We start from the raw sequence: 13,206 nt of genomic DNA, 5'->3' as shown, positions 1-13,206 counted from the left end.
GTGTGGCCTAGCGTACTAGGTTAGGATCCATGCGGCGGTATAGACAATGAGTAAACCAACCACGCCAAGGATCAGCCCCATCTTTGCCATGTCTTTGCTTTCAATCAGACCGAGTAGAGTAGGCAAGAGAATTAGGAGGCGTGGAGACAGGAAGAATCATCCCTAACGACGCTGAAAATGCGACAACGACGAGCAGACCTTGTAAACCACCAATAGTGGCTAGGCTTTCCATCGAGGCACCAATAGCAGCAGCGATAGGCATCAGTAAGTTTGCTGTGGCAGTATTCGACATGAAATTAGCCATTAGCCAACAGACGACAGAAAGTGTTAGCACTACAGCCATTGGCGAAAGTGATTCATAGTCAATCGCGTGAGCAAGGGCGACGGCGAGCCCGGTTTTATCTAAGCCAATGCCAATCGCGATACCACCAGCAACGAGCCAAAGCACATCCCAGTTAATGAGCTTGAGCTCTTCTTTACCCATGATTCCCGTCAGCGTAAACACCGCAAGTGGAATGATGGAAACCACATAGGTATTCATGCCATGTAACTTAGTCGTCATCCAAAGCAAAATGGTGGTGGCGAAGGTGGCGTATACCACGATGGCTCGCCAGTTTTTTTGGAATGTCCCGTTTAGCTTTAGTACCATTTTGTCTTGTGAGGATGGGAAAAAGCGTTGTAACAAAAACCAAGCAATGGTCAGTTGAATGATGACAAAAGGCAGCCCCATCATCATCCATTGCAGGAAGTCGATGGTGTTTTCTCCTGTGAGGTATTGCAATGCTATTGCATTGGGCGGGGTTCCTATTGGTGTTGCTATCCCCCCCGTATTCGCCGCAATAGGAATGCATAACACTAACGCTTTGATGCCAATGTCGCCTTTGGGCGCAGAAGCAACAATAGGTCCAAGCAAGGCTAGCATCATCACTGTGGTGGCGGTATTGGACATAAACATCGAAAAAACTGCAGTGATTAACATTAACCCCAACATGATAAATTTCGGCTGTTGGCCAAAAGGCTTAAGTAAGACACGGGCGAGGTTGTTGTCGAGTTCGTATTTAGACGCGGCAATCGCTAAGGCAAAACCACCCATAAATAAAATAATAATAGGCGATGAAAAAGCACTAAAGATGTCGGTGTATTTCATCAACTCACCTAAGTCGTGGCCTGCTGGTGGCGTGCGAAATAGGTGCAATCCTTTATCTGAAATCATGACCAGTTCTAAGGCAATGATAAGAATTGAGGTGGCAAAAACAGGAACAGGCTCTAGAACCCAGAGTAGTGCAGCGAGTAAGAAAATAGCGAGTAGTCGATGTTGAATAAGCGTGAGATCGTCGATGGGAATGGCATCAATCGGCATCATTAACACACCAAGGGGAACCATAAAGCAGATCAGGAGCCGGATCAAAACCCCGTTATTTATCTTGGGCATAGGCAATATTATCTCAAATCAAAAATTCGTCTATTAAATAGATTAAAAGATAATCGCCTTGGGGTCTTCGACTAAGGTTAGAGTTTTGAAATCATGGAGGATTTTTTGGTGAGATTATTGTTTTACGTCAACAATTTGTATCAAGCAGAATCGTTAAGAAAGCTGAGAATAAGGCAATAAAAAACGGCGCAAATTTGCACCGTTTCTTTTGACTGGACTAGTTATTTACTACTTAGCTACTTAGCTACTTAGCTGTCGTTACGTTCTGCCACATGAGCATAAGGTGTGCCCATAACGGTAGGGGTGGTGTTCGCCATTGTCTCATCAAAGCGGATGCGATTACGGGCAAACAAGTTAATGACCGTTGAGCCTAGCTTAAAGCGACCCATTTCTTCTCCCTTTTTCAATACAACAGACTTATTACCCTCAGCAGGGTAGTCCCAAGTATGAACGGAGCTGCCAGTTGGCGGTGTTACGGTACCAGCCCATATAAGTTCAATGCTGCCGACGATCGTTGCACCGACAAGAACCTGCGCCATTGGGCCGAATTCAGTATCAAAGATACATACCACTCGTTCGTTACGAGCAAACAGATTAGGCACATTCTCCGCGGTAAGCGGATTGACTGAAAATAGGTCGCCAGGGACATAAATCATTTGGCGTAATGTACCATCACACGGCATGTGTACACGGTGGTAGTCGCGGGGAGAGAGATAAAGCGTTGCAAATTCGCCATCGGCAAACTCTTTAGCGAGGTCTTCACTTCCGCCCAATAGCTCTTGTGCTGTGTAGTGATGGTTTTTAGCTTGGATTAGCTTACCATCTTCAATAGGACCAAATTGGCTCACACACGCATCTGCGGGGTGGGTGATGACAGACTCACCTTCTGCAATTGGTCGAGTACCTGGTTTGAGTTCACGAACGAAAAATTCGTTAAAAGTCTCGAAGTGAGCTGGATCTGAGTACAAAGCTTCATCTAAATTGACGTTATATTGTTTTACAAACCAACGAATGATAGCTGTCGTTAGACCACCAGCTTTTGCTGATGCTAGTTTACCGACTAAACGGGTTAAACCGTGTTTTGGTAGCCAATATTGAAGTCCAACTTTAATCTTATCCATTGCTTACTATTCCAACATTAATTGTGTATTTCGAATTCAGGGCGCGAGATATTAATGTAAATCTCACGAAATGTCAGTACTTAGTCCAATTCCAGTGCTGACGTTGTGCGTGACGGCAAACTCGCGGCATAAAGGCAAGCGTAGAGTTTTAATCAACCCAGATCCGCTTTCTTATTGCGCGAGTATTGTCGATTGGCTTTGTTCTCACCCATGCTCTCCAAAATTCGGTGATAGTTGTCAAAGCGGCCTTTATCGATGCTGCCGTTTTCAACCGCTTCACGAAGAATGCAGCCAGGATCATCTAAGTGTTTGCAATCTCTAAACTTACAACCACCTAGGTAAGGACGAAACTCGACAAAAGCTTCAGTGATTTCATGAGATTCTAAGTGCCAAAGTCCAAACTCACGAACCCCTGGAGAGTCGATAAGATCGCCCCCTGATGGGAAGTGGTAGAGTCGAGCGGCTGTCGTCGTATGCTGACCTAATCCTGAGTTTTCAGAAATGGCCCCCTCTTCAATTTCTAATTCGGGCATGAGAGCATTGACTAAGCTTGATTTGCCTACTCCAGATTGCCCAACAAAGATGTTCACTTTATCTTTGAGGTAGCTTTCCAGTTCTTGGATCCCTTCGCTCGGTTTCTTTGCTGACAAAGGCAACGTCATAGCCAATACGCTTGTAAGCGTTTAAGGAGGCATAAATATCCGCTTTGTCTTCTTCTGAAATCAGGTCAACTTTGTTTAGAACCAATAGCGGAGCAATTTGCAACGTTTCCGATGCCACCAAGTAGCGATCGATGATGTTAAACGATAAATCCGGCGCAATGGCCGAAACAATCACCATTTGGTCAACGTTGGCTGCAACGGGCTTTAGGCCGTCGTAATAGTCTGGGCGTGTGAGTATTGAGCTGCGTGGCTCGACGGCCTCTACAACACCCGAAATACCATGCATAGATTCAATGCCTACACGCCATTTTACATGATCGCCAGAGACGAGAGACTCAATGCCACGTCGTAAATTACAACGGTGAACTTCTTGAGTTTCAAGATCTTCAATGTCGGCATGTTGACCAAAGCGAGTAATCACTAAACCTTGTTTGACCGCTCCTAGCATGGTTTCATCCCATTGAACGGTTTCTTCTTGTTTAAGTTTTTTGCTTTGGTTGCTGCGTACTCGACGCACTTGGCCTTTGGTTAGTTTTTCTTTTTCGCCACGATATTTTATGATGCCAATGCATCAAACCATTTGGGTTACTGAAATTTATTTCGGTATAGTACCTCTTTTAGCGGAAAACAAATAGACGAGGGCGATATGTCTTTTAGCGAACAGAATTTAATCTGGGTTGATTTAGAGATGACAGGACTCGATCCTGAGCAACATAAAATTATCGAGATTGCGAGCATAGTGACAGACAGCCAGTTGAATATTCTTGCTGAAGGCCCTGTCATTGCTATCAATCAGTCTGAGGCTGAGTTAGCAAAAATGGATGACTGGTGCACCAACACTCATACTGCGAGTGGGCTTGTCGCCCGTGTGATGGAAAGCACGTATACGGAACAGCAGGCAATCGTAGAGACGGTAGCGTTTTTAGAGCAATGGGTACCAAAAGGGGTGTCGCCTATCTGTGGTAACAGTATTGGGCAAGATCGTCGCTTCTTATACAAGCACATGCCAGAGCTTGAAGCGTATTTCCACTATCGTTACATCGATGTGAGTACCTTAAAAGAACTGACTCGCCGTTGGAAGCCAGAGATTTTAGATGGTTTTAGTAAGCAAGGTACTCATCTCGCTCTTGATGATATTCGTGAGTCGATCGCTGAACTAAAATACTATCGTGAAACTATTTTCTCCATTTAGTCGAATCTATATTGGAATCATAGCGAGGCTGATTTGTTCTAGTTTCAAGAAAAATAAGGTGTTTTTGTGTGCTTTTTCATCAAACGGAAAAAAAATGAATGTTTTTTATCGATAGGACTTGCATCACAAAAAAATGCTCTTATAATTCGCAGCCCTGAACGACGAAACACGTTCAATGCGATACTAGCTCAGTTGGTAGAGCGCAACCTTGCCAAGGTTGAGGTCATCGGTTCGAACCCGATGTATCGCTCCACTTTCTCTTAGTAGAAAGTGACAGTTCTCACGGTACTTAACGGTGACTACAATTCGGACGCGGGATGGAGCAGTTTGGTAGCTCGTCGGGCTCATAACCCGAAGGTCGTTGGTTCAAATCCGGCTCCCGCAACCACATTTAATCAATAGCATTGGCTGTTGATATGCGATACTAGCTCAGTTGGTAGAGCGCAACCTTGCCAAGGTTGAGGTCATCGGTTCGAACCCGATGTATCGCTCCACTTTCTCTTAGTAGAAAGTGACAGTTCTCACGGTACTTAACGGTGACTACAATTCGGACGCGGGATGGAGCAGTTTGGTAGCTCGTCGGGCTCATAACCCGAAGGTCGTTGGTTCAAATCCGGCTCCCGCAACCACATTTAATCAATAGCATTGGCTGTTGATATGCGATACTAGCTCAGTTGGTAGAGCGCAACCTTGCCAAGGTTGAGGTCATCGGTTCGAACCCGATGTATCGCTCCATTTTCTCTTAGTAGAAAGTGACAGTTCTCACGGTACTTAACGGTGACTACAATTCGGACGCGGGGTGGAGCAGTTTGGTAGCTCGTCGGGCTCATAACCCGAAGGTCGTCGGTTCAAATCCGGCCCCCGCAACCACATTTAATCAATAGCATTGGCTGTTGATATGCGATACTAGCTCAGTTGGTAGAGCGCAACCTTGCCAAGGTTGAGGTCATCGGTTCGAACCCGATGTATCGCTCCATTTTCTCTTAGTAGAAAGTGACAGTTCTCACGGTACTTAACGGTGACTACAATTCGGACGCGGGGTGGAGCAGTTTGGTAGCTCGTCGGGCTCATAACCCGAAGGTCGTCGGTTCAAATCCGGCCCCCGCAACCACATTTAATCAATAGCATTAGCTGTTGATATGCGATACTAGCTCAGTTGGTAGAGCGCAACCTTGCCAAGGTTGAGGTCATCGGTTCGAACCCGATGTATCGCTCCATTTTCTCTTAGTAGAAAGTGACAGTTCTCACGGTACTTAACGGTGACTACAATTCGGACGCGGGGTGGAGCAGTTTGGTAGCTCGTCGGGCTCATAACCCGAAGGTCGTCGGTTCAAATCCGGCCCCCGCAACCACATTTAATCAATAGCATTGGCTGTTGATATGCGATACTAGCTCAGTTGGTAGAGCGCAACCTTGCCAAGGTTGAGGTCATCGGTTCGAACCCGATGTATCGCTCCATTTTAGCGCCGTTTAACCCGATAGAGGTTTAAAGCTTGTTCTGCTTTCTGTAGAGCAAGTTTTGTTAGTCGCTATGCTTTCTTTTTTCGAGAAAGCCTAAAGCAGCATTCCATACAAGCAAAGTTGAGAAACTTAGTCCTTTCGCTGCCGCTCTTTCCTAATGCTGAGAAGCATCACTCCAAAACAATTTAGTTAGTTTGTAACGTTTTTTATTATTGAGACGGTTTCGTCTCTGTAATGCGTCTGCGCTGCTATTCCTGTAGTTATTCAACTCTGTGGATATAGGTTAACGCCTTTTTCTACGGTACGCTTACATTTAAATCAACAGACTTATCCACATCTTATCGTATGTGGATAACTTGGTTGATAAATTGTTTTTACTCGATATGTTAGCTAAGTCATTGAAAGATCTTTACAGTAACGAGGGAACGAGAAAGTAGATAATTTAAATCTAAGGCATTGATTTTGTTATTGTTTTGTTTGATTTCTCATTCTGTGTTGCTGCATTTAAATGATCAACAAGTGACGTTTTTTTGATCCTAGTCATATATTGCATCTGTGTTTAACCTGTTTTCACAAGCACATAGCACGAATGAAATTTTTGTTTTTCCACAAATTCAAATATGAGATGTTAGTCAAGAAAATTTATTTGATTTATTGGCAATGTCGATATGAGACTTCTTGATGTTATGAATCGCGCGGTAGCCCTTTTTGCACTATCCGAATAAGACGTTGGTTTCTGCTGTCTATTTTGTTTAGTGACAATTTATCTTCTTGAGAACGTAACTTTTCCAGTGCCCAGTCGATGTGAGTGTCCAGCAACGCACTTTCACCCTTGAGGTTTTCGAGTACGGCAAGATACTCCGCTTGAAAGGGGGCATTGCCTAGCGCAATAATGATGTTTCTGCGCCATTGCTCATGTCCGATACGCCTAATGGCAGAGCCTTCCATGTTTTTTAAAAATGTACATTCATCCCAAGCTATTAATGCTGTTAAGTCCGGCTCATTGAATATTGAACGTCGCTGGAAGTCGACTTGCTTGCTGATGTCAGAGAATCGATTCCATGGACAGACTAACTGGCAATCATCACAGCCGTAAATTCGATTGCCAATCGCATCTCGGAATTCTTCAGGGATAATGCCATCATACTCAATGGTTAAGTATGAAATGCATCGCCTAGCATCGACGACGCCATTATCTAAGATGGCATTAGTTGGGCATGAGGTTATGCATGCAGTGCATTTTCCACACTGACTTTCAACGGGCATATCGATAGGAAGTGGTAGGTCGATAAATAACTCGCCAAGGAAAAACCAAGAGCCAGCATCTTTGTCGAGTATTAAAGAGTGCTTACCTGTCCATCCCAACCCTGCTTTTTCTGCTAGAGGGCGCTCGAGCACGGGTGCAGAGTCGACAAATGGTCGGTAACCCAGAGCACCGACTTCACTTTCAATCTTTTGACCTAACTTTTTTAATTGGTTGCGAATAAGTTTGTGATAATCCCGACCCAGTGCGTAGCGACTGATATAGCCTGTATGCTTATTTTGCAGATTGCTGGCAAAATGTGCATCTTCTGGGAGGTAGTTCATACGAACGCTGATGATACGGCATGTGTTGGGGTGAAGTCGGTCGGGGTGGAGGCGTAAATCTTGGTTTGATTCCATCCAAGCCATTTCACCGTGATAGCTTAGCTGCCAACCAGTGGTTAAGTGATGTTTCTTGATCTTCTAAGCTGATATCACTAATACCTGCTTTTTGAAAACCCAGTTCTTTCGCCCACTGTTTGATGTCGTTGGCAAGCTTATCTAAATCCATCACGATCACTCTATTCAAAAAGGACGCGTATTCTATACTCAAATCTGTTTGTATCCAAAGTATGAGTAGAAAAAAGACAGATATCCAAATTTGTGCGGGGGTTGGTGGGTATTTATCATCACTTTGTAGGGATTCACCGTTTTTAATGGTAAATTTTCTAATTACTTACACAACAACACTTGTCTACAAAAAGCGACACAGTTTACTATTTCACCTCTCAACCGACGTATTCAGAGAAAAATGTGATGAACACTAAAAAATTTGCCTTAGCTGATGAAGCAGCCACTGTTTTAATTGGAACTAAACTCGCTAATCTCTGCTCAAAACAAACAACCATTTATTTACACGGTGATCTTGGGGCGGGGAAAACAACGTTTAGCCGAGGGTTTATTCAAAGCCAGGGGCATCAAGGGAATGTGAAAAGCCCGACGTATACGTTAGTGGAGCCTTATCAACTCAAGCAGTGGAATATTTATCACTTTGATTTGTATCGTCTAGCGGATCCTGAAGAACTGGAATTTATGGGGATTCGTGACTACTTCTCTGATGATGCGATTTGCTTAGTTGAATGGCCTGAAAAAGGTGAGGGCGTATTACCAGCCGCTGATCTTGATATTGACCTTAGATACGTTGGAGAAGCGCGTGAAATTACATTTACTGCAAACTCTGAATATGGAATTCAGCTAATTAGTCAATTGGAGTTAAATTGATCAATCGTTTGTTTAGTCGCATGAAGGTGCTCATGCTGGCCATCGTCATTCTTTTCCCTACGCTTGTGTGGGCGAATACGCTTGAAGGGATACGGGTTTGGCCATCTCCGGATGAGACTCGAGTCGTTATTGACCTTAAGTCAAAGGCTGATTTTAGCTATTTCTCTTTATCTGGCCCAAGCCGTATTGTGGTAGACCTTAACAATACGGCGCTAAATACTACGCTGCCACTTAATGTGACGGACAGTCCAGTATTGAGCAAAGTAAGAAAAAGTTCTCCTCCAAAGAAGGGTACTTATCGTCTTGTTTTTGAATTAAAGCAGGCACTAACTCCTCAGTTATTTACCTTGAACCCAACACCTGGCGGACAATATGGACACCGTCTTGTTATCGATCTTCCTCATGGAAAAGCGACTCAGGCGAAACCTACGGCTGTTGCAAACAGTAAGACCGCCGTCAGTCGTGATGCGTCACAATTACGCGGCACGGCCGATATTGTCGTTGCCATCGACGCCGGACACGGTGGAGAAGATCCTGGCTCTATTGGGCCGACAAAAAAATATGAAAAGCATGTAACGTTGAGTGTCTCCAAAAAACTTGCGGCGCAAATTGATGCTATCCCAGGAATGAAAGCGGTACTGACTCGACGCGGTGATTATTTCGTTAATTTGAATAAACGTTCGGATATTGCTCGTAAAAATAAAGCACACCTGTTGGTCTCTATTCATGCGGATGCTTTTCGAACGCCACAACCTCGCGGGGCGTCAGTATTTGTTTTGAATACCAGAAGAGCGAATACTGAAATTGCCCGTTGGGTAGAAAACCATGAGCAACAGTCCGAATTACTTGGTGGTGCGGGAGAAGCGTTAGCGAAGAATTCAAATGACAAAAACGTCAGTCAAACGTTGCTTGACTTACAATTTAGTCACTCCCAAAAAGAAGGCTATAAAGTCGCCACAAAAATATTAAAAGAAATGGGGAAAGTGGCTCATTTGCATAAAAAAGAGCTTAGTCAATGCCAGTCTTGCAGTACTGAAATCACCAGACATACCATCGGTACTGGTTGAAACTGGCTTTATATCCAATCCCGGTGAAGAGCGCTTACTTACTACGCGTAGTCACCAAGATAAGCTGGCGCGCGCATTAGCAACGGCGCTAGTCCAGTATTTTGAGGCTAACCCGCCAGAAGGCACTTTGTTTGCCAATAAAGGTCAGCAACGTAAACACACGGTGAAACGTGGCGAGTCGTTATCAGTGATTGCTCAGCAATACGGTTCTTCTGTTTCGTCGATTAAATCGGCGAATAAACTGAAGAGTAATGGATTGGCGGTAGGGCAAGTTTTAATTATCCCAGGAAACAGTGCGCCAGTAAAAGTGAGCAGCAAGGTTAATACCGTTGAAACGAAAGTTGTCACACATACGGTAGCGAAAGGGGAATACCTTGGAAAAATTGCGAGCAAGTACAAAGTGTCAGTTGCCGATATCAAGCGCGAGAACAACCTAAAATCGGATACGTTACGACTCGGTCAAAAACTGAAAGTATCGGTCAGCCTCAAAGACTTGCCAGTCAGAAAGCATACCGTTAAGCGGGGTGAGTTTTTAGGTAAGATTGCTTCACGCTATGACGTGACGATACAAAGCATACGTGAGGCGAACAAGTTACGTTCAGATCAGCTCGCAGTTGGGCAGGTTTTGATTATTCCTAATAGGTAACGTGCAGCGTTGACTATGTTTATATTTTGATGACTCGGAGTCGTGGTGTGACAATAAAAATTCTTCCAGCTAGATTAGCAAACCAGATTGCCGCAGGAGAGGTAGTTGAAAGACCCGCTTCGGTGGTAAAAGAGTTAGTGGAGAATAGTATTGACTCTGGCGCGACTCGTATTGATATCGATATTGAAAAAGGTGGCGCAAAGCTCATTCGAGTTCGCGACAATGGCAAAGGCATTGTTAAGGATGAGCTACAATTGGCTCTCAGTCGTCACGCGACATCAAAGATCCACACTTTAGATGATCTAGAGGCAATTGTTAGCTTAGGTTTCCGTGGTGAGGCTCTAGCCAGTATTAGTTCAGTATCAAGACTGACATTGACCTCAAGACCGACCGCTCAGGAGCAAGCGTGGAGTGCCTACGCTGAAGGGCGAGATATGGCGGTGAACTTGAAGCCAACGGCCCATCCTATTGGCACAACGGTAGAGGTGCTGGATCTATTTTTCAATACGCCAGCACGGCGTAAGTTTTTACGCACGGAAAAAACAGAATTTACTCATATTGATGAGTTACTAAAACGCATCGCGTTAAGCCGTTTTGATGTGTCTATTAACGTTAAGCATAACGGTAAGTTAGTCCGGCAATATCGAGCGGCAAAAAATGAAGCTCAGGCTGAAAAAAGAATTGCATCGGTGTGCGGCGCGGCGTTTGTTCGTCATATGCTCAGAATTGAGCTAGAGCATCACGACCTAAAGCTTCATGGTTGGATTACCACACCAGAAGGTGGACGGGCGCAAAACGATCTTCAATATTGTTATGTTAATGGACGGATGATGCGGGATAAGCTGATTAATCATGCTATCCGGCAAAGTTACGAGTCGAGCTTGTCTGCGGATCAGTATGCTGCCTTCGTGTTATTTATTGAAATTGATCCCCATCAGGTCGATGTTAATGTTCATCCCGCTAAGCATGAGGTTAGGTTTCACCAAGCAAGATTGGTGCATGATTTTATTTATCAAGCGCTAAGTGATGCGTTAGTCCAAGCAAAATCAATAGATCTACCTCAAGTATCCACTGCTGGGTTTACCCAGGATGTGAGTGAAGCTAGCTCAGATGAAGCATTGATCGAGCAAAAAAATGAAGATGAGCGGAAAAGTCGCTCAAACGCGGATTCTGTTGCAGAGACGGTGATGAATGCGGTGGCCAGTACACCTACTTACCCAGGACGGAGTGATTATCGTCCTAGTGTTGAGTCTCAAACCTAGCTCTTTGTCTGAAACTAGGCCTCAGCAGGGAATTTCAGAGCGTTCACCATCCAATCCGTGGGCTTCAGAAAGGTCATCTGCGAAAACGTCAAACCGCTCTGGCTCAAGGCACGTTGAGAATCCACCAACTCTTGAAGAGGCAAAAGTGTATCAAACACTATTGCAAACGCCTGACTTTCTGGATGTCTCTAGCGCTTCGGTGGTTGAAACGGAGGTGCACCAGACGGCCGTTGAGCACATTGGTAAGGCCGTAACAGTTATTGGGTCGCGTTATCTCTTGGTTAAGGCGGATCCTGATTGCGCGCTTGTTTCCTTACCTCGAGCGGAATTCTATAAGCTGTTTGCACAATTAGATCCTAAGCGGGCTTCGTTGACGATGCAGCCCTTGCTTGTTCCGTTATCATTAAAGGTGAATGATAGCCAGCTGAAGCTCGTTGAATCTCAGGTGGAACTTTTGTCATCTTTTGCGATTGATATTAAAGTTAGAAACAAGCAAACCGTGATGGTAATGGGCGTCCCTTCGCCCCTTCGGCAGCAAAATTTGCAATTGTTAATTGATGAAATGCTGTCATACTTGGCAACCCTTGAGCAGCATGACCTTAACCAAAATGAACTGAGTCTTTGGTTAGCAAAGAAAGTGCTGCAAGTGAAAAGTAGTTACACATTATCGGAATCTGTTCAGTTGCTGAGTAATTTGGAGCAGTTATTCGATGGTAAGCTACCTTTAAGCGATACTAAGTTTGTTCGTCCTGTCGATTTTACGGCCACAATTGCAGCGTTTTCATCATGAGTCAGAAATTACCGTTAGTTTTATTTTTAATGGGTCCTACCGCATCAGGTAAGACCGATCTTGCGATACGCCTTCGTCAGCAATACCCTGTTGAGATCATCAGTGTTGATTCTGCTTTGATCTATAAAGGTATGGATATAGGTACCGCTAAGCCTGATGCTGATGAGTTATTGGCGGCGCCCCATCGCCTTATCGACATACTCGATCCAAGCGACGCTTATTCTGCAGCCGATTTTCGACGCGATGCGCTAGCAGAGATCGCCAAAATACACGCAGAAGGTAAAATTCCCCTGCTTGTCGGTGGCACCATGCTTTATTTCAAAGCGTTGTTGCAAGGGTTATCTCCTTTGCCTGCGGCTGACCCTGAGATACGTAAGCAATTAGAGCAAGAAGCTCAAGATAAAGGTTGGCAAGCTCTCCATGATGAACTTAGGGCGATTGATCCTGTCTCAGCTGATAGAATTCATCCTAATGATCCGCAGCGTCTTTCTCGCGCGCTAGAGGTGTATCGAATATCAGATAAGTCCCTGACAGAACTGACGGAAGTGAAAGGGGAGCCGTTGCCATTTCGAGTGAAACAATTTGCTGTAGCGCCCAAAGATCGTGCTTTGTTACACAAACGAATTGAATTACGTTTCGATAAAATGATACAAGCAGGTTTTGAAGATGAAGTAAAAGCATTATATGCTCGAAAAGATCTTCATCCCGATCTACCATCTATTCGTTGTGTCGGGTACCGACAAATGTGGGAATATTTAGATGGGGACTGTAGTTTTGATGATGCGATATTTCGCGGAATCTGTGCTACTCGTCAATTGGCTAAACGTCAGATTACCTGGTTAAGGAGTTGGGAAGATCTGGTTTGGCTGGATAGCGAACACATTGAGAGTGCAATGAAAACTCTCACAGACGCCATAGCATCCGATGGCATTAACTGTGTATAATGTAGTCGCTTTTGTATATTTGTACCCAAAAAGGAACTGAGTTTTGTTTTCAAAGTGAATTGTTGTTCTATGATTATAAAACTAACGGGTATTTCATTGGTTTAGC

General features: G+C 44.5%; 4 protein-coding genes, 11 tRNA genes and 5 pseudogenes. 16 read left to right on the top strand and 4 right to left on the bottom strand.

Going from position 1 to position 13,206, the window contains the following annotated elements; all coding sequences use genetic code 11:
- Positions 1-15: 15 nt before the first annotated feature.
- The 3 genes and pseudogenes from AC0L66_RS16625 to rsgA all read right to left on the bottom strand — a co-directional run bounded on the left by AC0L66_RS16625 (position 16) and on the right by rsgA (position 3,774).
- Positions 16-1,432, bottom strand: a pseudogene (locus AC0L66_RS16625) (SLC13 family permease).
- A 248-nt stretch (positions 1,433-1,680) separates the two neighbouring features.
- Positions 1,681-2,553 (bottom strand): archaetidylserine decarboxylase, encoded by an 873-nt coding sequence (asd, locus tag AC0L66_RS16620; protein ID WP_473567954.1) that lies wholly within the window; start codon positions 2,551-2,553, stop codon positions 1,681-1,683.
- A gap of 152 nt (positions 2,554-2,705) precedes the next feature.
- Positions 2,706-3,774, bottom strand: a pseudogene (gene rsgA / locus AC0L66_RS16615) (small ribosomal subunit biogenesis GTPase RsgA).
- 87 nt (positions 3,775-3,861) lie between these two features.
- Here rsgA and orn point away from each other — a divergent pair.
- The 12 genes from orn to AC0L66_RS16555 all read left to right on the top strand — a co-directional run bounded on the left by orn (position 3,862) and on the right by AC0L66_RS16555 (position 5,865).
- Positions 3,862-4,407 carry an oligoribonuclease gene (gene orn / locus AC0L66_RS16610; protein ID WP_265674885.1) on the top strand — a complete coding sequence of 182 codons (546 nt, stop codon included), beginning with the start codon at positions 3,862-3,864 and terminating at the stop codon, positions 4,405-4,407.
- Between the two features lie 177 nt (positions 4,408-4,584).
- Positions 4,585-4,660: transfer RNA gene (locus tag AC0L66_RS16605), tRNA-Gly, on the top strand.
- Between the two features lie 58 nt (positions 4,661-4,718).
- Positions 4,719-4,795 (top strand) — tRNA-Met (locus AC0L66_RS16600).
- Positions 4,796-4,825: 30 nt separating this feature from the next.
- Positions 4,826-4,901: transfer RNA gene (locus tag AC0L66_RS16595), tRNA-Gly, on the top strand.
- A gap of 58 nt (positions 4,902-4,959) precedes the next feature.
- Positions 4,960-5,036 (top strand) — tRNA-Met (locus AC0L66_RS16590).
- Positions 5,037-5,066: 30 nt separating this feature from the next.
- Positions 5,067-5,142 (top strand) — tRNA-Gly (locus AC0L66_RS16585).
- 58 nt (positions 5,143-5,200) lie between these two features.
- Positions 5,201-5,277, top strand: a tRNA-Met gene (locus tag AC0L66_RS16580).
- A gap of 30 nt (positions 5,278-5,307) precedes the next feature.
- Positions 5,308-5,383, top strand: a tRNA-Gly gene (locus tag AC0L66_RS16575).
- A gap of 58 nt (positions 5,384-5,441) precedes the next feature.
- Positions 5,442-5,518 (top strand) — tRNA-Met (locus AC0L66_RS16570).
- A gap of 30 nt (positions 5,519-5,548) precedes the next feature.
- Positions 5,549-5,624 (top strand) — tRNA-Gly (locus tag AC0L66_RS16565).
- Positions 5,625-5,682: 58 nt separating this feature from the next.
- Positions 5,683-5,759: transfer RNA gene (locus AC0L66_RS16560), tRNA-Met, on the top strand.
- 30 nt (positions 5,760-5,789) lie between these two features.
- A tRNA-Gly gene (locus AC0L66_RS16555) sits at positions 5,790-5,865 on the top strand.
- A gap of 687 nt (positions 5,866-6,552) precedes the next feature.
- Here the strand turns inward: AC0L66_RS16555 and queG are convergent.
- A pseudogene (queG, locus tag AC0L66_RS16550) lies at positions 6,553-7,681 on the bottom strand (tRNA epoxyqueuosine(34) reductase QueG).
- A 245-nt stretch (positions 7,682-7,926) separates the two neighbouring features.
- Between queG and tsaE the strand changes: the two are divergent.
- The 4 genes and pseudogenes from tsaE (at position 7,927) to miaA (ending at position 13,100) form a co-directional block, all read left to right on the top strand.
- Positions 7,927-8,391, top strand: a complete 465-nt coding sequence (tsaE, locus tag AC0L66_RS16545) for a tRNA (adenosine(37)-N6)-threonylcarbamoyltransferase complex ATPase subunit type 1 TsaE (protein ID WP_265674887.1) — start codon at positions 7,927-7,929, stop codon at positions 8,389-8,391.
- A gap of 20 nt (positions 8,392-8,411) precedes the next feature.
- Positions 8,412-10,104 (top strand): annotated as a pseudogene (locus tag AC0L66_RS16540) (LysM peptidoglycan-binding domain-containing protein).
- Positions 10,105-10,151: 47 nt separating this feature from the next.
- A pseudogene (gene mutL, locus AC0L66_RS16535) lies at positions 10,152-12,156 on the top strand (DNA mismatch repair endonuclease MutL).
- Positions 12,153-13,100 (top strand): tRNA (adenosine(37)-N6)-dimethylallyltransferase MiaA, encoded by a 948-nt coding sequence (miaA, locus tag AC0L66_RS16530; protein ID WP_473567953.1) that lies wholly within the window; start codon positions 12,153-12,155, stop codon positions 13,098-13,100. Before mutL ends, miaA begins: the two are co-directional and overlap by 4 nt.
- Positions 13,101-13,206 lie beyond the last annotated feature (106 nt).

It is taken from the genome of Vibrio sp. GJ43-1 (assembly GCF_055808835.1).
Note: the sequence above shows the minus strand (reverse complement) of the source record. Positions and strands in the feature narration are given on the sequence as shown.